Raw genomic sequence first — 20,338 nt, forward strand, 5'->3', positions numbered from 1 at the left:
GCATGTGCCACGCTCGTCGCATGCGGCACACACCCTCCTTCCTGATGACCGAGGTCGACGAGGTCCGACGACTCGTCCGCGGGAACCCCTGGGCGACGATCGTGTCCTCCACCGCCCGGGGGATCGTCGCGTCGCACTACCCGTTCCTGCTCGAGGAGCAGCCCGAGGGCAGCGACGACATCGTGCTCGTGTCGCACGTCGGCCGGCCGGACGAGGTCGCCCACGAACTCGGTCGGCACGAGGTGCTCGTCGTCGTGCAGGGGCCGCACGGCTACGTCTCCCCCGCCTGGTACCCGCCGGAGCAGTTCGTCCCGACCTGGAACCACACCACCGCCCACCTGTGGGGCACGCCGGAGATCCTGTCCGACGACGAGAACTTCCGGGTCCTCGGCGACCTCGTGGACCACTTCGAGCGGGAGATGCCCGAGCCGGCGTCGCTCGACGTCGACGAGGCCACCGCCCGACGCATCGCGCGCGGCACCGTCGGCATCCGCCTCCGCGTGACGCGCTTCGACGCCCGTGCGAAGCTCAGCCAGAACAAGGCACCCGAGGTGGTCGAACGGATCATCGCCGGCCTGCGCGCCGACGGCCCCTACGCCTCCCCCGCGCTCGCCGACGAGATGGCGCGCGTCCACGACACCACGACCGGCCTGGAGGCACCGTGACCGCGACCCTGCTCCGCACCGTCCGACGGGTGGGCACCTCGGGCGCCCCCGCCGACGCCCTGGTCGTCGACGGGCGGGTTACCGCCGTCGCGCCGGCCGGCACCCTCGACCCGCTCGACCACGACACCGAGGTCGTCGCGGCGGACGGCGCGTGGCTCGGGCCCGGGCTGCGCGACCACCACGTGCACCTCGACCAGTGGGCCCTCGTCCGCCGCCGCGTCGACGTGACGGACTGTACCTCGGCCGAGGACACCGCCGACCGCCTCGCCGCAGCCGCGCGGAGCGGGGTCCCGGACCGTGTGCTCGTCGGCCACGGGTACCGCGACGGGCTGTGGCCGCGCCCCGCCCGACGCGAGCTGCTCGACCAGGCCGCACCGGGCCTCCCGGTCGTCGTCGTGAGCGCCGACCTGCACGCCGTGTGGTGCAACACGATCGCGCTCGCACACTTCGGCGCGGTGCTCGGCCGCGCGCTGCCGGCCGGCGCCGACGGGGTCCTGCGGGAGCAGGACGCCTTCGACGTGACGGGCGCCCTCTCGCGGGTGCCCGACGAGGTCCTGGACGGCTACGTCGCCGACGCGGTCGAGGCCGCGGCCGCCCGCGGCGTGACCGGGGTGGTCGACCTCGAGATGGACGCCGACCTCGACCGCTGGGTCCGCCGGATCCACGCCGGCACCGACGGTCTGCGCATCGCCTCCGGCGTGTACCCGGCCCGGCTCGACGAGGCGGTCCGCCGCGGCCTCCGCACCGGGGACGTCGTCGACGGCACCCGCGGCCTGCTCACCGTCGGACCGTTCAAGGTCATCACGGACGGCTCGCTCGGCACCCGCACCGCCGCGACCGCCGACGGCGAGGGCGTCCTCACCTGGGCGCCCGAGGACCTCGTGCCGCTGCTCCGTCGCGCGGTCGACGCCGGGCTCGTCCCCGCCGTGCATGCGATCGGCGACCGTGCCGTCACGCTCGCGCTCGACGCCCTCGAGACCGTCGGCGCCCGGGGGTCCATCGAGCACGCGCAGCTGCTCGCCGCACCGGACGTCGAGCGGTTCGCGCGCCTCGGTGTCGTCGCGTCCGTGCAGCCGGAGCACGCGATGGACGACCGGGACATCGCCGACCGCTACTGGGCCGGCCGCACCGACCGGGCCTTCCCGTTCGCCGCACTCGAACGGGCGGGAGCCGCGATGGTCCTCGGCTCGGACGCCCCGGTCGCCCCGCTGGACCCGTGGGTGTCGATGGCGGCCGCGGTCGGCCGTGACCGCGACGGCCGGGAGCCGTGGCACCCCGAGCAGCGGATGTCGGCGCTCGCCGCGTGGCGGGGGTCGACGGACGGGCGGGTGTCGGTGTCGGTGGGTGACGTCGCGGACCTCGTGCTCGTGCCGTCCGACCCGCTCACGGTGTCGTCCGCCGAGCTCCGGACGATGCCGGTGACCGCGACGGCGGTCGCGGGGCGCTGGACCCACCGCGACCTGTAGCGGCCGGCACCCACGCGGTGCCGAGGTCCGAGTCGCGCTACTTCTGGTCCTTCGGGCACCAGTAGAGCTTGCGGCCGGCCATGTCCGCCATCCGGATCTCGGTCCCGCACACCCGGCACGGCTCGCCCTGCCGGTGGTACACCCAGTGCCGGTCCTTGCGGGAGCGCACGGCCTTGGCGTGGTCGGCCGGGGACAGGTCGTCCATCGTCAGCATGAGCCCGTCGCGGACCCCGTCGTGCAGGAGCTTCGACCAGTCCTGCCACAGCGCCTTCGCCTGCTTCACGGTGATCTTCTTCCCCGGCTTGTAGGGGTCGATGCGCTGCCGGAACAGCAGTTCGGCGCGGTAGATGTTCCCGATCCCGGCGACGACGGCCTGGTCCATGAGCAGCTGCCCGATCGCGACGTTCCGCTTCCGCACGTTCTCGACGAAGGTCTTCTCGGCCTCGGGACCGTCGTCGTTGATCGGGTCCGGTCCGAGCTTGTCGAGTGCCCGCTGCACCCCGGCCGGGTCCTCGACCACGCAGGCCGTCGGACCGCGGAGGTCGGCCACCGTGTCCTCGGTCAGGATGCGGACGCGCACCTGGCCCACCGGGTCGGGCGGGAACGACTCGATCGGGTCCTCGGCCTTCTCCTGCTCCGCCATCCGGTACCGCGCGAGCCGCGGGGCGCCGATCGACGACAGCGACTCCTCGCCGTCGCCGTCCTCGGACAGCGCCTCGGCCGACGAGATCATGCCGGCGAAGTCCCACGCCCCGTAGAGCCCGAGGTGCACGCGGAGGAACAGGTCCCCCTCGAACTCGAGGAACATCTGCTTGGCCACGGCTCGGGCGGCGACCATGCGCTTGCCGTCGAGCTGGGCGGCACCGGCGGCGAACCGCCCCTGCGGGCTCGACACCTCGCAGCGCTTGCCGACGAAGTGCCGGGAGAACTGGTTCGCGATGCGGTGGACGGAGTGACCCTCTGGCATCGGTCCTGTCTACCCGGACTACTCGTCGATCTGCCGACCGGCGATGTGCCCCGTCGTCTCGTACTCAGCCAGCTGCGCGATGCGACGGGCGTGACGCTCCTCGCCCGAGAACGGCTCGGCGACGAAGAGGTCGACGAAGCGGATGGCCTCTTCCTCGGTGTGCTGGCGGGCGCCGATCGAGATGACGTTGGCGTCGTTGTGCTGGCGGGCGAGGACGGCGGTCGACTCGTTCCACACCAGCGCGGCCCGGATGCCCTCGACCTTGTTCGCCGCGATCTGCTCGCCGTTGCCCGAGCCGCCGAAGACGACACCGAGGGCCTGGACGCCCGCGCGCTGGTCCTGCACGACGGCGTGCGCGGCGTTGATGCAGAACGAGGGGTAGTCGTCGAGCGGCTCGTACGCGGTCGGTCCGTGGTCCACGACCTCGTGCCCGGCTCCGGTCAGGTGCGTTGCGAGGGTCTGGGAGAACTCGAGGCCGGCGTGGTCCGTTCCGAGGTGGATGCGCATGGACCGATCCTATTCCTGCACCCGTGTCGGGCCGGACCGGTGCGCCGGGGCGGGGCGGCGCGCGGGCCGGACCGGTGTGCCGGGGGTGGGGCGGTGCGCGGGCCGGACCGGTGTGCCGGGGGTGGGGCGGGCCTCCCGTCAGCGCTGGCGGACCACGACCACGACGTACCGGCACGGCTCGTCCGCGGGATTGCGGTAGACGACGTCGGCGGGCTCGCCGAGCTCGATGCGGTCCCCCGCGCCCAGCCGCGTGGTGGTCTCGCCGACCTGCAGCTCGAGCGAGCCGTCGACCACCCAGATGCAGTGCCGCAGGAACGCGTAGGCACTCGCGGGGTAGGCGACCTCGCGACCGCCGGGCAGGCGCACCTCGGTGACGTCCGCCGGGAAGTCCGCGCTCGACAGCGGTCGGCGGCGATACCCGGTCTCGGGATCGGTCCACGAGTCGGCGGAGGCGGCGCGCCGGACGCCGCGCGCCTCGTCGGGGTCGCTCGTGCGGGGCACCTCGGGCTCGAGGGCCTCGTCGAGGAGCTGGGACACGGTCAGGCCGAACGCCCCGGACAGTCGGCCGAGGATCGTGGCGGTCGGGCTCGAGACGCCCCGCTCGACCCGGTTGATCATCGCGCGGGAGACGCCGGACTCCGCGGCGAGTTCGGTGAGGCTCCACCGCCGCTCGGTACGGAGGCGCTGCAGGCGTTCCCCGAGCCGCCGCTGGTCGGCGTCGTCCGGGCCCTCGAGCGCTCCGTCGGACGGCACGGCGGCACGCTCGTCCTGCTCGGTTGCGTCCGGGCGCTCCTGCTCGTCTACGATGTGAGACATGGCGACAGCATATGCGACAGGAGCCGTCGGCATCCGCGACTGCACCCCGGCCGACCTCGACGTCGTGCACGCGCTGCACGTCGACGCCGTGCTGCACTCCACCGCGATCTGGCAGGAGGAGCCACACCCCCGCTCCTGGTTCGACAGCTGGCTCGCCGAACGACAGGGCGACGGCTGGCCGGTCCTGGTCGCCGTGGTCGACGGCGTCGTCGCCGGGTACGCCACCTACTCGCAGTGGCGCCCGCACCAGGGGTACCGCCACACTGTGGAGCACAGCGTCTACGTCGTCGAGGCCCTCCGCGGACGCGGTGTCGCCTCGACGCTCATGCGCGCCCTGGTCACGCGTGCCACCGACGAGGGCCGGCACGTCATGGTCGCGGGCATCTGCAGCACGAACACCGGGTCGATCGCGCTGCACGAGCGCCTCGGCTTCACGACGGTCGCCGTCGTGCCCGAGGTCGGCCGGAAGTTCGGCCGCTGGCTCGACCTGACGCTGATGCGGTTGCCGCTGGCCTGAGCACCGCGCCTCCCGGCCGGCACGGCGCGCGTCGCGCCCCTGCACGAACGCCGCGCCCCGTCGGAACGGGGCGCGGCGTTCGCACCGGGGCGCGGACGGTCAACCGATGAGGTCAGTCCTCGACGGTGTCGAAGACCGGGCCGGTCGTGCGGGAGCGCTTGAGCTCGAAGAAGCCCGGGTAGCGGGCCGCGGCGACGACGCCGTCCCAGAGGTCGAGCGCCTGCTGGCCCTTCGGCGCCGGCGAGATGACCGGGCCGAAGAAGGCGACCCCGTCCACGGCGATGACGGGGGTGCCGACGTCCTGGCCGACGCGCTCGATGCCGTCGCGGTGGCTCTCGCGCATCGCGGCGTCGACCTCGTCGGTCCAGGCGGCGTCGGCGAGGTCGGCCTCGAGGCCGAGCTGGTCGAGCACGGCGGGCACGACCTGCTGCGGGTCCTGCTGCTGGCGGTGGTGGATCTGCTCGCCGAGCGCGTCGTAGAGCGGCTTCACGACCTCCTGCCCGCGGCGGAGCCGCGCGGCCGTCACCAGGCGTGAGTACACCTGGTTGCGCTCGGAGGCCTCCTTGTAGGCGGCGGGCATGTCCTCGTTGTGCTCGTTCAGCACGAACAGGCTCATCACGTGCCAGGTGACGTCGAGGTCGCGGTGCTGCTCGACCTCACCCACCCAGCGGCTCGTCATCCAAGCCCACGGACAGGTCGGGTCGAACCAGAACTCCACAGCGGTCCGGGTCGCAGGGGTCTTCTCCACAGTCGTGTCGGTCACGGATCGCAGCGTACGCCCGCTCGCTAGGCTGGTCCCCGAGCCGTCCCACCGGTGCACGACGCCGGGTGGGACCACCGACACGCGGACATCGATCGTCCGCGTCCGCAGCGAAGATGGAGCGTCCGTGCCCGGAGAGAACCTCACCAGAATCGAAGCCCAGGAACGTGCCGGCATCGTCAGCGTCCAGACGTACGACGTCGAACTCGACCTGACCCGCGGCGCCGAGAGCTTCGGCAGCACCACCCGCGTGCGCTTCACCGCCACCCCCGGCGCCAGCACGTTCATCGACGCCATCACGAAGGCCGTGCACGCGGTGACGCTGAACGGCGTCCCGCTCGACGTCGACGCGGTCAACGACGGAGTCCGCATCCAGCTCGCCGACCTGCAGGAACAGAACGAGCTCGTCGTCGTCGCCGACGCGCTGTACACGAACACCGGCGAAGGCCTGCACCGCTTCGTCGACCCCGTCGACGACGAGGTCTACCTGTACTCCCAGTTCGAGGTGCCGGACAGCCGCCGCATGTTCGCCGTGTTCGAACAGCCCGACCTCAAGGCCGAGTTCTCCTTCACGGTGACCGCACCGGCCCGCTGGCAGGTCGTCTCGAACGCCCCGACGCCCGAGCCGCACGTCGACGGCGACCACGCCACGTGGACCTTCCCGCCGACCGCGCGCATCTCGAGCTACATCACGGCGCTCATCGCCGGCCCGTACGAGGTCGTGCGCAGCGAGCTCACCAGCCGCGACGGCCGCACCATCCCGCTCGGCGTCTTCGCGCGGAAGTCGCTGGCCGAGTACCTCGACCCCGACTACGTGTTCGAGACCACCCGCAAGGGCTTCGCGTACTTCGAGGAGAAGTTCGACGTCGCCTACCCGTTCGAGAAGTACGACCAGCTCTTCGTGCCGGAGTTCAACGCCGGCGCGATGGAGAACGCGGGCGCGGTCACCTTCACCGAGACCTACGTGTTCCGGTCGAAGGTCACGGACGCCATCAAGGAGCGCCGGGTCGTCACGATCCTGCACGAGCTCGCGCACATGTGGTTCGGCGACCTCGTCACCATGAAGTGGTGGAACGACCTGTGGCTGAACGAGTCGTTCGCCGAGTGGGCGTCGACGATCGCCACGGCCGAGGCCACCGAGTGGACCGGCGCGTGGACGACGTTCCAGGCGATGGAGAAGTCCTGGGCCTACCGCCAGGACCAGCTCCCCTCGACGCACCCGATCGTCGCGACGATCAACGACCTCGAGGACGTCCAGGTCAACTTCGACGGCATCACGTACGCGAAGGGCGGCTCCGTCCTCAAGCAGCTCGTGGCGTGGGTCGGCATCGACGCGTTCTTCGCCGGCGTCTCGGCGTACTTCAAGAAGCACCACCACTCGAACACCGAGCTCAAGGACCTGCTCGTCGAGCTCGAGGCCACCAGCGGCCGCGACCTGTCCGAGTGGTCGAAGCTCTGGCTCGAGACCGCGGGCGTGAACACCCTGCGCCCGGATATCGAGACCGACGCCGACGGCGTCATCACCTCGTTCGCCGTCCTGCAGGAAGCCCCGTCGGACTACCCGACGCTGCGCCCGCACCGTCTGGCGATCGGCGTGTACGGCTTCACCAACGACTCGTCGGCACCGTTCGGCGCCGACACCGCGTACTCCGGCGGCAAGCTCGAGCGCGTGCACCGCGTCGAGATCGACGTCGACGGTGCCCGCACCGAGGTCCCCGAGCTGGTCGGCATCCACCGCGGCGACCTCGTGCTCCTCAACGACGACGACCTGGCGTACGCCAAGATCCGTCTCGACGAGCACTCGCGCCGCACGGCGATCGAGCACCTCGCGGCGATCGCGGACCCGCTCGCCCGGTCGATCGTGTGGGGTGCCGTCTGGGACGCCACGCGTGACGCCGAGTCGCCCGCCAGCGACTACGTCACCCTGGTGCTCGGCAACATCGCGACCGAGACCGAGTCGACGACGATCCGCACCACGCTGTCGCAGCTGCTGCTGGCGGCGCGGAACTACGTGGCCCCGGCGAAGACCGACGGCACCGTCCGCACCGTCGGCGACACCCTGTGGCAGCTGGCCTCGTCGGCGGAGTCCGGCTCCGACGCGCAGTTCCAGTTCGTGAAGTTCTTCGCACAGATCCCCTCGACGCCCGAGCACGTGGCGACGCTCCAGGGCCTGCGCGACGGCTCGGTCACGCTGCAGGGCCTCGAGGTCGACACCGACCTGCGCTGGGAGCTCCTCGAGGGCCTCGTGCTCGCGGGCGCTGCCGGCAACGACGAGATCGACGCCGAGCTCGCCGCCGACCGGACCGCCTCCGGCGCGCAGGCCGCTGCCCGCGCACGGGCGACGATCCCGACCGCCGAGGGCAAGCTCGCGGCGTTCTCGTCGCTCGTCGACAGCGACGACGCGCCGAACGCGATCGTCCGCCAGACGACGGTCGGGTTCCAGCACGTCAACGCGCCGGTGGTGCTCGAGGGCCTCGTGCAGCGGTACTTCGACGTCATCACGCGCATCTGGGACGAGCGCAGCTACCACATCGCCGACACGGTGGTGACGGGCCTCTACCCGGCGCCGCTGGCCTCGACCGAGCTGCGGGACGCCGCTCGGGCCTGGCTCGACGCGCACCCCGAGACGCCGGCGCTGCGCCGCATCGTGACCGAGAACCTCGCGGGCACCGAGCGGGCACTCCGCGTCCAGGCGGCGGACGTCTGAGCCTGATGTGAGCAGCGGCGAGGCCTCGGCGTTCCTCCAGGGACGCCGAGGCCTCGCCGCTTAGCATCGTCCGGATCATGCTCTTGGCTGCAGACACCACCGACGTCTCCAAGTGGGCGTCGAACACCTTCACCCAGTTCGTCGACACCTGGCACGTCCCGATCACCATCGTCGTCGTCCTGCTCGCGGCGGTCATCATCCGACTGCTCCTCCGCCGGATGATCAAGCAGGTCGTCGACCGCATCGTCAACGGCGTGAAGAAGCGCCAGGGGGCCGCCGACACCCAGGCGCTCGTGGCGTCGCCGCTGCAGACCGCCCGGGTCGTGCAGCGCACCCGCACGCTCGGCAGCGTGCTCGAGAACCTGGCGACGGTCGTCGTCGCGGTGATCGCCTTCGCCATCATCATCTCGACCGTCTTCCCCACGGCCGCCGTCGGCATCGTCGGTGGCGCCTCGGTCGTCGCGGCCGGTCTGGCGGTCGGTGCGCAGAGCATCGTTCGCGACATCCTGTCCGGCATCTTCATGATCCTCGAGGACCAGGCCGGCGTCGGCGACGTCGTCGACACCGGGCAGGCGACCGGCGTGGTCGAGAACGTCGGTCTGCGGGTCATGCAGATCCGCGACGTCAACGGCATCCTCTGGTTCGTCCCGAACGGGCAGATCCTGCGCGTCGGCAACCTCTCGCAGGGATGGTCGCGTGTCCTCGTCGACATCACGGTCCCCTACGACACCGACATCGACGCCGTGCAGGACGCCCTGATCGGCGCCGCCGTGGCGATGTCGCAGGAGTCGCGGTGGCGGCAGCGCATCGTCGAGAAGCCGGAGATCTGGGGCCTGCAGTCGATCACCGACACGGGCATGGTCTTCCGCCTCGTCGTGAAGACCCGGGCGTCCGAGCTCGACGTCGTCGGGCGGGAACTCCGCATCCGCCTGAAGCACAGCGTGGACGAACTCGGCGTGACCCTGCCCGCGATGGCGATGATCATGCCCGAGGGGTGGGAGAACGCCACCTCGGTGAACGGCCTCCGCCCGGTGCGGACCGCTCCGGTACCGGCGCCGACGAAGCCCCGCCGTGCGCGGAAGACCATCCTCGGCAAGTCGATCCGGACCGGCGAGGACACCACCACCGACGGCGAGGACTCCCCGTGACTGGATCGACGCTCCCCCTGGGTCCAGCTGCCGGCTCCGGCTCCGGCTCCGGCTCCGGCTCCGGCTCCGGCCAGGGTCAGCCCGGCCAGCTCGGCATGCCGGGGCAGCCCGTCACGCTCCGGGTGGGGCTCGGCGGTGCGGCCGCATCGGGCTCCCTGTTCGACCGGGTCGGCGGTGCCCCGACGTTCGACCGGCTCGTCCGGCGCTTCTACGAGGGCGTCCAGCAGGACGAGGTCATCTGGCCGATGTACCCGGCGGACGACCTGGAGGGTGCGATCTGGCGCCTCTCGCAGTTCCTCCAGCAGTACTGGGGCGGGCCGTCGACGTACAGCGAGCAGCGTGGCCACCCCCGGCTGCGGATGCGCCACAACCCCTTCCGCATCACGCCCGAGGCCCGCGAGCACTGGCTGCAGCACATGCAGGACGCGGTCGAGTCGCTCGGGCTCGCACCACTCGACGAGGCCGAGCTCTGGGGCTACCTCGACCGGGCCGCCCACGCCATGACGAACTCGTTCGACTGACACCACCGCGGGGTGGTCGGACCCCGGTCCGCTGGACGGACGAGCGGCCCGGGGTCGTCAGCGCCCGGCGGCCTCGGACCGGAGGTGCTCGACGAGTGACGGACGTGACGGTTGCCATCCGTAGTGGGAGCGGGCGTGGGATCCGGCGGCCACCTGGTCGAGGAGCAGCGCGTCGGCGAACGCCGCACCGAGGCGGTCGCGGGACTCGTCGACCGACTCGGTGACGACCGGGCTGCCCGCGGCCCCGGCTTCGGCGAGGTCGCGGACCGTCGGGGCCTCACCCGTCGCGGCCACCACGTAGCCGTCCTGGTCGGCGCGTTCGAGGGCGAGGACGTAGAGCTCCGCGAGGTCGTCGACGTGCACGGTGGTCCACCGCTGGGTCCCGTCGCCGACCGTCCGGACCGGCGCGGTCTCGTCGCCGAGGAACATCGTCGGGATGCCGGCACCACGGCCGTACACGATGCCCGGCGCGACGACGGTGGTGCGGACGGCGCTGGTCCTCACACGGTCCTCGTTCGGCGCACGCCAGGCGGTGAGGGCTGGCGGGGCGACCGGCGAGTCCTCGGTGATGTCCGCGGCGGCACCGAACGTGAAGATGCCCCCGGTGTGCACGAAGGGCCGGTCTGTGCCACCGAGCGCGTCGAGCACCGCGTCGATCAGACCCTGGTCGACGTCCTGCGCCGACGCGGTGTGGACGACGCCGTCGGCCTCGCGTGCCAGGCGGGCGACGAGGCGACCGTCCGTCGCGTCGCCGACCACCGCCTCCCCTCCCGACCGTCGGACACGCTCGGCCTTGTCGTCGGAACGGACGAGGGCGGTGACCCGGTGGCCGTGGGCCACGAGGGCGTCGAGGACTGCGGAACCGATGTAGCCGGACGCGCCGGTGAGGAAGACGTGCACGACACGAGCCTTACACGTCCCGCTGCGCATCGTCCGGAGACGCTGTCGGAGCCCTACGAGCTCAGAGTCCAGGCCCGACGCTTGACCAGGACGTGCCCACGGGAGGTCGTCAGGCGGCTCCACGGGCCGGTCTCGAACAGCCGCACCGGTTCGGTGCCGAGGAAGCCGAGGCTCTCGGCTGCGAAGCCCGCCCCGGCCGGTAGGTGCTCCACGCCCGGGATCGGACGGCCCCAGACCTCGGAGCGCACGCGGCGGACGATGGACTCCCCCGAGCTGGTCGGCACGGAGGCGGCGACTTCGTCGATGCCCTGCCGAGCGGCGCGGTGCAGGAGCTCGGCGGACACGTCGGGCTGCGGCGCCCAGCCGCCACGGGGCGGGGAGATCGCTGCCCAGGTGACGGTGTGGACCTCGAGGGGCAGCTCGACCTCGATCGGTGTGGCACGGGTCGGGTCGGCGCTGTGGGCCTGCTCGGCGTCCTGGGCCTCGGCGAGGAGCCGGAGCCGTTCCTGGAACGACCGGAGCGGCACCACGACGTCGATCTCCTCCGGCTGGGTGAGCGCGAAGGTCCGCAACCCGAGCACCGTCGGCAGTTCGTCGAGCAGTCCGAGCGGGTAGAGGATCGCCGTGTAGACCGCCAGCACGCCGGAGTCGGCGATGAGGCGCACCGAGCCGTCCTCGATCCGAGCGGCCCGCCCGAGGTAGGTGCGGAGGTCACCGAGTGATGCGGCGTCGGGAAGGGTGAACGAGCTGCTCATGTCGTCACCGATCCTAGCCGCGACCGTCCGCGCACTCCCTGGCCCCGTTCTCGGCGATCTCCGAGCCCGTTTTTGGCACTCTCCGGGTTCGAGTGCTAGAACATGACGCAGTTGAGTCGGAAGGACTCAACACGACCCACATCGTGAAGGAGTTGATGTCAGATGGCCATGACCTTCGATCCGTTCCGCGAGCTCGACCGTCTCGCCGGTTCCCTCCTCGGCGGAGCCACGACCGGTCCGCGCTCGATGCCGATGGACCTGTACCGCGCGGGCGACCACTACGTGATGGACGTCGACCTGCCGGGCGTCGACCCGGGCTCGGTCGACGTGGACGTCGACGGCTCGGTCCTCACCATCCGCGCGGAACGCACCCTCGGTGCTCCGGACGGCGTGCAGTGGCTCACCCGGGAACGTCAGCCGGGGACCTTCGTCCGGCAGCTCACCCTCGGCGACGGGCTCGACGTGGAGCGGATCGCCGCGCACTACGACAACGGTGTGCTGAGCGTCACGATCCCCGTGCAGGAGTCGTCGAAGCCGCGCAAGATCGCGATCAGCACGAGCAGCAGGGCCGACGGAGGCAGCGGTGCGGACCGCGGCGGCCAGGGCGCCCAGCCGCTCGCCGTCGAGCAGGCGGCCCCCGGCGCCTGAGTCGGACGGCACTGGTGACGGCGGGCCGACCCTCGACGGGGTCGGTCCGCCGTCCCCCGTCCGGTCCGCCGTGCCTGCCGCGCCCCGTCCCCTTCCCGCTTCGTGCCCGCTCGGATCTCGTCGATGCCCCACCTGCTCAACGCCCTGCTGTCCGTCGCCGTCGTCGCCGGCCTGCTCGCCGGCCCCAGCCTCCGTCCCCGGCTCGCCCTGCTGCTCGGCCTCGGGGGCTCCGTCGTCGCGAACCAGTTCGTCTGGATGCTCGCGCCCGGCCTCTGGGCGCACCCGCTCGCACCGTGGGTCGCGAGCACCGCCGGGGCGATCACCGCGGTCGCGCTCTGGAGCCTGCTCCGTACGTCGCCCACGGTCCTGGACCTCGTCGGAGCATCGGAGCGCCAGGACCTGGTCGGAGCGCCGGAACGCCAGGACCCGTTCGTAGACTGACGGCGTGAACCGCGAACCCGACTTCCTCTCCACCCTGCGACTCGAGGACACCGGAGCGAGCACCCGCGAGACGATCCTCACCGGGGCGAGTCACTGGTCCCCCGGCGGTCGCGTGTTCGGCGGCCAGGTCCTGGCGCAGTGCATCGTCGCGGCGCAGTCGACCATCGAGGGGCGCGCGATCCACTCCGTGCACGGCTACTTCCTCCGCCCCGGCGCGACCGACGTACCGATCACGTTCGGCGTCGAGCGCATCCACGACGGCCGCTCGTTCGCGACCCGGCGGGCGCAGGCGTACCAGAACGGGGTGCCGATCTTCTCGATGATCGCGTCGTTCCAGACCCCGGACGTCGGCGCCGAGCACCAGGACCCCTTCCCCGACGACGTCCCGGACCCGGAGTCGCTGCCGTCCGCGGCGTCAGTCCTCGCGACCATCGACCACCCGACGGCGCAGGCGTGGGCGGAGCGGTCGATCGACATGCGCCACGTCGAGGGCCCGGTGTACTTCGACGTGCAGGGCGCCCAGGTGGCGCACCAGGCGGTGTGGTTCCGGGTCGACGCGGACATGCCGGACGATCCCGCACTGCACCGCGCGGTCCTGGCCTACGCGAGCGACCTGTCGCTCCTCGAGCCGATCATGCGCCGGCACGGGATGGCCTGGGGAACGCCGGGCGTCAAGCTCGCGAGCCTCGACCACGCGATGTGGTGGCACCGCGACGGGCGAGCCGACGACTGGGTGCTGTACGCGCAGGAGTCACCGAGCGCACAGGGTGGTCGGGGCCTCGCACTGGGACGGATGTTCTCCCGCGACGGTCGGTTGCTCGCCACGGTCGCCCAGGAGGGGATGATGCGCGTCCCCACCGCCTGAGGACACGGACGGCGGAACCCCGCGCAACCGCGGTGCGCCGCCAGCCTCAGCGCACCGCGCACCACGGACCACGGACCACGGACCACGGACCACGGACCACGGTGCGCTGCCGGCCTCGGCGCACCACCGACCTCGGTACGGCGATCACCCGGACCGGTGCGACCCGATCAGGGTCGGGAGAACGTGACCGGCGGCTCGACGTAGGTCTGGCACGCCGCGCGTTCCACGTCCGTCAGCCGTCGCGGACGGTTGGTCTCGGCGTCGACCATCACCAGCGTCGTCGTCGCCCGGGTGTACAGCTCGGCCGGCTCGTGTCCGACCGGCGACCACACCTCGTACGAGACGTCGATGCTCGCCCCACCGATCCGCCCGATCCACAGCTGGATGTCGAGCGGTCGGCGGAAGTACGGCGTCGACGCGAGGTACTCGAGGCGCTGCGCAGCGATGACCGTCATCGTCCCGGAGCCCGGGCGTCCGTCGATCACCGGCTCCGGCGCGGACCCCGACTCGTCCACCTCGTCGGGGTCCGGCGCCCAGAACGCCAGCACGCGTGCTTCTTCGAGCAGCCGGAGCATCGCCGAGTTGTTCACGTGCCCGTAGGCGTCGATGTCACTCCAGCGGATGCGGACCGGCGCGTGCAGTCTCGCCACGGTTGTCTAGTCCCGGGTGAGCTTGCGGTACGTGGCGCGACCGGGCTTGGCCGCGTCGGCACCGAGGCGCTCGACCTTGTTCTCCTCGTAGGACTCGAAGTTGCCCTCGAACCAGTACCAGTTCGGCGTGCCGTCCTCGTTCAGGCCTTCCCAGGCGAGGATGTGCGTCGCGATGCGGTCGAGGAACCACCGGTCGTGGGTGATGACCACGGCGCAACCGGGGTACTCGAGCAGTGCGTTCTCGAGGCTGCCCAGCGTCTCGACGTCCAGGTCGTTCGTCGGTTCGTCGAGGAGCAGCAGGTTGCCGCCCTGCTTGAGCGTCAGCGCCAGGTTCAGACGGTTGCGCTCACCACCGGACAGGATGCCGGCGCGCTTCTGCTGGTCCGGTCCCTTGAAGCCGAACTGCGACACGTAGGCGCGGGACGGGATCTCGGTCTTGCCGACCTGGATGTAGTCGAGCCCGTCGGACACGACCTCCCACAGGTTCTTGTTCGGGTCGATGCCGCCACGGCTCTGGTCGACGTACGAGATGTCGACCGTGTCGCCGATCTTCAGCACGCCACCGTCGAGCGGCTCGAGGCCGACGATCGTCTTGAACAGCGTGGTCTTGCCGACGCCGTTCGGGCCGATGACGCCGACGATGCCGTTGCGGGGCAGCGTGAAGGACAGGTCGCCGATGATGACGCGCTCGCCGAACTGCTTGTGCAGCTTCTCGGCGTCGATGACCTGCGACCCGAGACGCGGGCCGACGGGGATGACGATCTCCTCGAAGTCGAGCTTCCGCGTGCGCTCGGCCTCGTTGACCATCTCCTCGTAGCGGGCCAGACGCGCCTTGGACTTCGCCTGGCGCCCCTTCGCGTTGCTGCGGACCCAGTCGAGCTCGGACGACAGGCGCTTGGCGAGCTTGGCGTCCTTCTTGCCCTGGACCTCGAGACGAGCGCGCTTCTTCTCGAGGTAGGTCGAGTAGTTGCCCTCGTACGGGTAGAGACGACCGCGGTCGACCTCGGCGATCCACTGGGCGACGTGGTCGAGGAAGTACCGGTCGTGGGTCACGGCGAGGACGGCGCCGTGGTACTGCTGCAGGTGCTGCTCGAGCCACTGCACGCTCTCGGCGTCCAGGTGGTTCGTGGGCTCGTCGAGGAGGAGCAGATCGGGCTTCTGGAGCAGGAGCTTGCAGAGGGCGACGCGACGCTTCTCACCACCGGAGAGGTGCGTGACGAGCTCGTCCCCCGGGGGGCACTGCAGCGCGGCCATCGCCTGCTCGAGCTGCGAGTCGAGGTCCCACGCGTCGGCGGCGTCGATCTCTTCCTGCAGCGTGCCCATCTCGGCGAGCAGGGCGTCGAAGTCGGCGTCCGGCTCGGCCATGAGGGCGGAGATCTCGTTGAAGCGGGTCAGCTTGCCGTGGATCGCACCGACACCTTCCTGCACGTTCTCGAGCACCGTCTTCGACTCGTCGAGTTCGGGCTCCTGCATGAGGATGCCGACGGTGAAGCCAGGGGTGAGCTTCGCTTCGCCGTTGGAGGGCTGGTCGAGCCCCGCCATGATCTTCAGGATCGTCGACTTGCCGGCACCGTTCGGGCCGACGACGCCGATCTTCGCGCCGGGCAGGAACGACATCGTGACGTCGTCGAGGATCAGCTTGTCACCGACCGCCTTGCGGGCGCGGACCATCTGGTAGATGTACTCAGCCATATCGCTCCAAGTGTAGTGACGCAACCGCCCGCCCGTGGGCGAGGACGTCGAGATCAGGCCGCATCGAGCCCCGATCCGCCGTCGGGGTGCCCGTGCGGCGGCTCGTCCAGCGCGGCGACGAGCCCGTCGTCGTGGTCGGGCTGCTCGTCCGGGTGGACGTCGTCGGGGGCCGCGTCGACCGGTGGGTGCGCCGCGTCCGGGACGTCGTCGTGGACCTCGCCGGTCTCGTGGTCGATGCGCGGCGACGAGCCCGGCGCCGTGGTCGCCTCGGCCACGTGCCGCGACAGCCGCATCCAGTTGCTGATGCCCCAGGCCAGGTCGTGGCCCATGCCCTCGGCGTCGATCTCCACGCTGGTGCCGCCACGTCCGTCCCGCTCCCACGTCCGGATGCGCACCCGCCCGGTGACGACCACCCGGTCGCCCTTGCTGAGGGAACGGTTGACGTTCGTGGCCAGCGACCGGAAGGCCGTGACGGTGTACCAGTTGGTCGGGCCGTTCGTCCACGCGGACGTCTGGCGGTCCCAGCGGCGGGACGGCGAGGCGAGGCGGAGGCTGGTGATGGCGATGCCCGTCTCGGTGACGAGGTGGCGGGGTTCGGTGGCGACGATGCCGCAGACCGTGATCGTGTCGTTCATGGCTCGATCGTCGGTCCGCGTCGCGCCGCCGGAGCCCGGTTCTCCCGAGCTGTGGACAGGAGGCCCGGCTCACGCTCCCTGTGCAGGGAAGGTGATCCGGGCCTCCCGACCGACGCCGCGGAGCGCGTCAGTGGGCGCGGAACTCCGGGCGCTCCGCGAGCGGCCCCATGGCCTTGTGGACGGCGCCCTTCGCCGACTGCAGCGTCGGGTAGGTACCACCCGGCCCGCGGCGTCCGTAGAGCTCGACCGCGAACCCGTCCGCGGTCCGGTGGATCGTCCCCACCGCGCCGGCCGGCCCGACGGCGACCCAGGTCCCCGTCGTCGTGTCGTTCGTCATCGTGTCGTTCGTCATCGTGTCGTTCGTCATCGTGCGACCACCTCCTCGTGGCCCGGACGCCCCGTCGTCAGGACGCCAGGATGTACTGACCGTACGCCTTGCGCACCTTGTTGACCTTGGGCAGCGCGACCGCGAGGCAGTAGCCCTGACCGGGGTTCTTCGCGAAGAAGTCCTGGTGGTACTCCTCGGCGCGGTGGAAATCGGTGAGGGGCTCGAGCGTCGTGACGACCCCGCCGTCCCAGATGTCCGAGGCGCGGTCGATCGCACGCTCGAACAGGGCGCGCTGCTCGTCGTCCGCCGGGAACATCGCGGACCGGTACTGGGTGCCGACGTCGGCGCCCTGACGGTTCAGCTGTCGTGGGTCGTGCAGCGTGAAGAAGACGTCGAGGACGACGTCGGCGGGGATGACGCTCTCGTCGAACGTGACGGCGACGGCCTCGGCGTGGCCGGTCGTGCCGGTGCACACCTGCTCGTACGTCGGGTGCGGGTCGGTCCCGCCGACGTAGCCGGACACGACGTCCTGCACGCCCTGCAGCGTGCGGTACACCGCGTCGAGGCACCAGAAGCATCCACCTGCGAGCACGAACGTGGTCATGGCCACAACCTACCTTCCTGGGCTCCGCGGAGCCGGGTTCGGGACACTCCTCCACAACCACGGGAGGCGCGGCGGTGTTCCCCAGGTCGGCCGCCGGTCCGTCGGCGTGTCGGTGGCCCGCCGTACGGTCGTGGCACACCAGACGACCAGGAGGCACCCATGCAGACCACGACGGACGCCCGGCTCAGCATCCACTCGCCGCGGCCGGTGGCGCGGTCGCGCGGCGACCTCCGCATCCTCGACGTCCGGGACGACCTGAGCCGCGTCACCCGGGCGAACGGCGAGATCGTCGGGTACGTCGACCGGGTCGACGTCGCCGGCGGCACCGCGTACCGAGCCCGTCGGTACGTCGCCGCCGAGCGTCGGTTCGTCGAGCTCCCGAACGTGTGGGACGCCGACGACGCGGTCGACACCCTCCGCTGGTGATGGTGTCCCACACCGGGACCAGGTGCGATGGATGCGCGGCCCCGCCGTCCGTCCTCCGCCGGACCTGAACGATCCGTGGGTATGGTGCGCGCATGCAGTGGTGGAACGACCTGATCGACTGGACCTCGTCCGACGAAGGATGGCGCGTGGTGTCGGGGGCGGTCATCCCCTTCCTCGCCATCCTCGTGGCGGGGATCGTCGCCGCGCTCATCGGCCGCGGCGCCACGAAGCGCGTCGTGACCCTCCACGAGCGCGAGGCGAAGAACGCCGCCGTCGCCGGTCTCGTGTCGGCAGCCCGCAAGGCCGCCACGTGGGGCTCGCTCGGCCACGACGAACGGGCCTACGCGGACCACCTGGCCGAGGACGCCGACGTGCGACTCCGCCTGCTCCCGGTCGCCGGCGCCTCGATCGCCGCCGACTGGGCCCAGCACGAGATCGCCGACATCAAGAAGAACTCGTCGACGTTCAACTTCCAGGCCGACCAGTCGCTCGTCGAGTTCCGCGACCGCATGCTCGAGTGGCAGGCGCGTCCGGCCCGTGCACGCAAGCTGTTCAAGAGCGACCTCGAGCGCTGGAAGTTCGACTCCCCGGACCCGGACGCCGAGCTCATCTCGCGGCAGCAGGAGTGGAACGCCGACAAGGTGGACGCCAGCCGCGCGCCCGAGCCGGCACCGACACCGACCACCACTTCCCTGCGTCCCGCGCAGCCGAGCGTCCCGCGTGCGGCCGACGACGACCGTGGCGGCGCCGGCCGCACCACCTCGTCCGCCCGGGGCGACGAGGGATCGGCGCAGACGCGGCCCGCCGCTGCCGGTTCGTCCGTCCGTCCGGCCGCTCCGTCGTACGGTGCGGACGCGACCGTCCCGATCACCGACAACAGCACGCGCCCGTACTCCGAGGGCGAGACCACCCCGATCCGTCCCGCGCTCGGCTCCCCCGCGTTCGGCTCGCCGTCCGTCGGGTCGACCGGATCGGGTTCGTCGACTGCCGGGTCGTCCGGCCCGGGCTGGTCCGCCGCACGGGGCGATGCGGGTGACCGGCCGTCCGGCGCCTCCGTCGGTGCGACGCGCACCCTCGACGCCCGCGGAGCGGACCCCCGCAGCACGGGCACCCCCGGTACCGGCAGCCCCGCCGCCGGAACGCCCAGCGCCGGAACCTCGGACACCGGAACCGCCAGCGCCGACTCCGACAACGACGACGTGGTCGACGACGTCCGGATCGACGACCTCGGGCGCGCGTCCGACCGGTCCCCCGCCGTGCGCTCCGCCCAGAACGACCTGCCGGCCGGACGCTCCGCGGACTCCGACCGCGACCGCCGCGACCCGTCCGACGACGGCCGCTCCGGCAGCGCGCCGGTCGACCCCTCGAGCACGACGCCCACATGGTCCGTCCCGACCCGGTCCACCGGCTCCCCGGCCGGACCGGCGGACGCCGACGAGACCTCCGAGCCGCCGTACGCCAACCCGGTGAGCGCCAGCGAACTGCGCCGCCGCTCGGACGACGACGAGTGATCTGACCCCACGCACGCGACGACGGCCGCCACCCGGACAGGGTGGCGGCCGTCGTCGTCGGTGCCCCCGGCAGGAATCGAACCCGCGGCACGGTGGGTAGAAACCACCTGCTCTATCCACTGAGCTACGGAGGCGGACGCCGACGATTGTATTCGGTGCCGACCACCAGACGCTCGACGAACCGCTCGATCTCCCGCTGCGACCGGAGTCGGACGACGCGCAGGTGCGGGGCGTCCGGGACGAGCGCCGGGACCTGCTCCCGCATCGCGTTCCGGGTCGCGATCCCCCAGCGCAGGATGTGCTCCCGGCGGGTCAGGAACGTCCAGAGCGGCGGCTCGACGTTGCCGTTCCACAACACCGTGCGTCGCAGCCGCCGACGGAGCGTGCGCCGGAGCAGCCGCCAGAACGCCACACGCCGCGGCAGGTCCAGCCACACCAGGGTGTCCGCTCGTTCGACGAGCAGCGCCCGGACGGACCGGTACTGCCACTCGGACACCCACGTCGGCGCCGAGGTGACGCGTCGGACCTCCTGCTCGAACGTCGGCAGGACCGTCCACCCCGGCCCGTGGTACAGCCCGTCGATCTCCGTGTGGGGAGCGCCGATCGCCGCCGCGATCCTGCCGGCAGTCGTCGTCTTGCCGACGCCGGCGGTCCCGGCGACGAGGACCCGTCGCGGCGGTGGGTCGAGGACGGCGTCGGCTCCGAGCATCCCCCGACCCTAGGACCGAGGCGGGCCGTCCGCCAGCGGTCGACCACCAGCAGCCAGCGATCGCCGGCGCGTCCCGCCCTCCTTCCGGAACGGTTCGTCA

Annotated in this window: 23 protein-coding genes and 1 tRNA gene; 11 read left to right on the forward strand and 13 right to left on the reverse strand. The window is 71.8% G+C overall.

What is annotated here, in order from left to right; all coding sequences use genetic code 11:
• Window positions 1-20 precede the first annotated feature (20 nt).
• Together KM842_RS08350 and KM842_RS08355 are read left to right on the forward strand one after the other, a co-directional pair.
• Window positions 21-665, forward strand: a complete 645-nt coding sequence (locus tag KM842_RS08350; RefSeq protein WP_216257483.1) for an FMN-binding negative transcriptional regulator — start codon at window positions 21-23, stop codon at window positions 663-665.
• Window positions 662-2,131 (forward strand): amidohydrolase, encoded by a 1,470-nt coding sequence (locus KM842_RS08355; RefSeq protein ID WP_216257486.1) that lies wholly within the window; start codon window positions 662-664, stop codon window positions 2,129-2,131. The genes KM842_RS08350 and KM842_RS08355 overlap by 4 nt, the downstream gene beginning before the upstream one ends.
• A 37-nt stretch (window positions 2,132-2,168) precedes the next feature.
• On the opposite strand, the gene KM842_RS08360 is transcribed toward KM842_RS08355, so the two are convergent.
• The 3 genes from KM842_RS08360 to KM842_RS08370 all read right to left on the reverse strand — a co-directional run bounded on the left by KM842_RS08360 (window position 2,169) and on the right by KM842_RS08370 (window position 4,421).
• Window positions 2,169-3,098 carry an Fpg/Nei family DNA glycosylase gene (locus KM842_RS08360; protein WP_216257488.1) on the reverse strand — a complete coding sequence of 310 codons (930 nt, stop codon included), beginning with the start codon at window positions 3,096-3,098 and terminating at the stop codon, window positions 2,169-2,171.
• An 18-nt stretch (window positions 3,099-3,116) separates the two neighbouring features.
• A complete protein-coding gene (locus KM842_RS08365; protein ID WP_216257490.1) occupies window positions 3,117-3,605 on the reverse strand; it encodes a ribose-5-phosphate isomerase in 489 nt (162 codons plus the stop codon).
• 138 nt (window positions 3,606-3,743) lie between these two features.
• Window positions 3,744-4,421, reverse strand: coding sequence for an XRE family transcriptional regulator (locus KM842_RS08370; protein ID WP_216257492.1), 678 nt, complete (start codon window positions 4,419-4,421; stop codon window positions 3,744-3,746).
• Here KM842_RS08370 and KM842_RS08375 point away from each other — a divergent pair.
• Window positions 4,420-4,938: a GNAT family N-acetyltransferase gene (locus tag KM842_RS08375; RefSeq protein WP_216257494.1), complete on the forward strand. Its 519-nt coding sequence runs from the start codon at window positions 4,420-4,422 to the stop codon at window positions 4,936-4,938. The genes KM842_RS08370 and KM842_RS08375 overlap by 2 nt on opposite strands.
• A 112-nt stretch (window positions 4,939-5,050) precedes the next feature.
• Here the strand turns inward: KM842_RS08375 and KM842_RS08380 are convergent, their stop codons facing one another.
• Window positions 5,051-5,710, reverse strand: coding sequence for a mycothiol-dependent nitroreductase Rv2466c family protein (locus tag KM842_RS08380; RefSeq protein ID WP_301183829.1), 660 nt, complete (start codon window positions 5,708-5,710; stop codon window positions 5,051-5,053).
• A gap of 115 nt (window positions 5,711-5,825) precedes the next feature.
• Here KM842_RS08380 and pepN point away from each other — a divergent pair, with 115 nt between their 5' ends.
• The 3 genes from pepN (at window position 5,826) to KM842_RS08395 (ending at window position 10,074) form a co-directional block, all read left to right on the forward strand.
• Window positions 5,826-8,405: an aminopeptidase N gene (pepN, locus tag KM842_RS08385; RefSeq protein WP_216257499.1), complete on the forward strand. Its 2,580-nt coding sequence runs from the start codon at window positions 5,826-5,828 to the stop codon at window positions 8,403-8,405.
• A gap of 77 nt (window positions 8,406-8,482) precedes the next feature.
• Entirely contained in the window at window positions 8,483-9,553 is a 1,071-nt protein-coding gene (locus KM842_RS08390; RefSeq protein WP_253206048.1) for a mechanosensitive ion channel family protein, read from the forward strand.
• A 95-nt stretch (window positions 9,554-9,648) separates the two neighbouring features.
• Complete coding sequence (locus KM842_RS08395; protein ID WP_216262233.1) at window positions 9,649-10,074, forward strand: globin; 426 nt, start codon at window positions 9,649-9,651, stop codon at window positions 10,072-10,074.
• 57 nt (window positions 10,075-10,131) lie between these two features.
• On the opposite strand, the gene KM842_RS08400 is transcribed toward KM842_RS08395, so the two are convergent.
• Both KM842_RS08400 and KM842_RS08405 read right to left on the reverse strand, forming a co-directional pair.
• Entirely contained in the window at window positions 10,132-10,974 is an 843-nt protein-coding gene (locus tag KM842_RS08400; RefSeq protein ID WP_253206049.1) for an NAD-dependent epimerase/dehydratase family protein, read from the reverse strand.
• 53 nt (window positions 10,975-11,027) lie between these two features.
• Complete coding sequence (locus tag KM842_RS08405) at window positions 11,028-11,729, reverse strand: DUF8185 domain-containing protein (RefSeq protein WP_216257502.1); 702 nt, start codon at window positions 11,727-11,729, stop codon at window positions 11,028-11,030.
• Between the two features lie 162 nt (window positions 11,730-11,891).
• Here KM842_RS08405 and KM842_RS08410 point away from each other — a divergent pair, with 162 nt between their 5' ends.
• The 3 genes from KM842_RS08410 to KM842_RS08420 all read left to right on the forward strand — a co-directional run bounded on the left by KM842_RS08410 (window position 11,892) and on the right by KM842_RS08420 (window position 13,683).
• Window positions 11,892-12,377, forward strand: coding sequence for an Hsp20/alpha crystallin family protein (locus KM842_RS08410; protein ID WP_216257503.1), 486 nt, complete (start codon window positions 11,892-11,894; stop codon window positions 12,375-12,377).
• A gap of 123 nt (window positions 12,378-12,500) precedes the next feature.
• Window positions 12,501-12,818: a hypothetical protein gene (locus tag KM842_RS08415; RefSeq protein ID WP_216257504.1), complete on the forward strand. Its 318-nt coding sequence runs from the start codon at window positions 12,501-12,503 to the stop codon at window positions 12,816-12,818.
• 4 nt (window positions 12,819-12,822) lie between these two features.
• Window positions 12,823-13,683, forward strand: a complete 861-nt coding sequence (locus KM842_RS08420) for an acyl-CoA thioesterase (protein WP_216257505.1) — start codon at window positions 12,823-12,825, stop codon at window positions 13,681-13,683.
• 167 nt (window positions 13,684-13,850) lie between these two features.
• Here KM842_RS08420 and KM842_RS08425 read toward each other — a convergent pair whose 3' ends face one another.
• The 5 genes from KM842_RS08425 to msrA all read right to left on the reverse strand — a co-directional run bounded on the left by KM842_RS08425 (window position 13,851) and on the right by msrA (window position 17,592).
• Window positions 13,851-14,333 carry an acyl-CoA thioesterase gene (locus KM842_RS08425; RefSeq protein WP_253206050.1) on the reverse strand — a complete coding sequence of 161 codons (483 nt, stop codon included), beginning with the start codon at window positions 14,331-14,333 and terminating at the stop codon, window positions 13,851-13,853.
• Window positions 14,334-14,339: 6 nt separating this feature from the next.
• Window positions 14,340-16,025: an energy-dependent translational throttle protein EttA gene (ettA, locus tag KM842_RS08430; RefSeq protein WP_216257506.1), complete on the reverse strand. Its 1,686-nt coding sequence runs from the start codon at window positions 16,023-16,025 to the stop codon at window positions 14,340-14,342.
• A gap of 53 nt (window positions 16,026-16,078) precedes the next feature.
• Window positions 16,079-16,660 (reverse strand): single-stranded DNA-binding protein, encoded by a 582-nt coding sequence (locus KM842_RS08435; RefSeq protein WP_216257507.1) that lies wholly within the window; start codon window positions 16,658-16,660, stop codon window positions 16,079-16,081.
• 127 nt (window positions 16,661-16,787) lie between these two features.
• On the reverse strand, window positions 16,788-17,027 hold the full coding sequence (locus KM842_RS08440) for a methyltransferase (protein WP_253206051.1): 240 nt from the start codon (window positions 17,025-17,027) through the stop codon (window positions 16,788-16,790).
• Between the two features lie 37 nt (window positions 17,028-17,064).
• A complete protein-coding gene (gene msrA, locus KM842_RS08445; RefSeq protein ID WP_216257508.1) occupies window positions 17,065-17,592 on the reverse strand; it encodes a peptide-methionine (S)-S-oxide reductase MsrA in 528 nt (175 codons plus the stop codon).
• Between the two features lie 159 nt (window positions 17,593-17,751).
• On the opposite strand from msrA, the gene KM842_RS08450 reads away from it, so the two are divergent.
• Together KM842_RS08450 and KM842_RS08455 are read left to right on the forward strand one after the other, a co-directional pair.
• Window positions 17,752-18,018 carry a hypothetical protein gene (locus tag KM842_RS08450; RefSeq protein WP_216257509.1) on the forward strand — a complete coding sequence of 89 codons (267 nt, stop codon included), beginning with the start codon at window positions 17,752-17,754 and terminating at the stop codon, window positions 18,016-18,018.
• 92 nt (window positions 18,019-18,110) lie between these two features.
• Window positions 18,111-19,529, forward strand: coding sequence for a hypothetical protein (locus tag KM842_RS08455; RefSeq protein ID WP_216257511.1), 1,419 nt, complete (start codon window positions 18,111-18,113; stop codon window positions 19,527-19,529).
• A 61-nt stretch (window positions 19,530-19,590) separates the two neighbouring features.
• On the opposite strand, the gene KM842_RS08460 is transcribed toward KM842_RS08455, so the two are convergent.
• Window positions 19,591-19,663 (reverse strand) — tRNA-Arg (locus tag KM842_RS08460).
• Window positions 19,654-20,238: a P-loop NTPase family protein gene (locus KM842_RS08465; protein WP_216257513.1), complete on the reverse strand. Its 585-nt coding sequence runs from the start codon at window positions 20,236-20,238 to the stop codon at window positions 19,654-19,656. Before KM842_RS08465 ends, KM842_RS08460 begins: the two co-directional genes overlap by 10 nt.
• Window positions 20,239-20,338 lie beyond the last annotated feature (100 nt).

It is taken from the genome of Curtobacterium sp. L6-1, from assembly GCF_018885305.1.
Classification (GTDB): domain Bacteria; phylum Actinomycetota; class Actinomycetes; order Actinomycetales; family Microbacteriaceae; genus Curtobacterium; species Curtobacterium aetherium.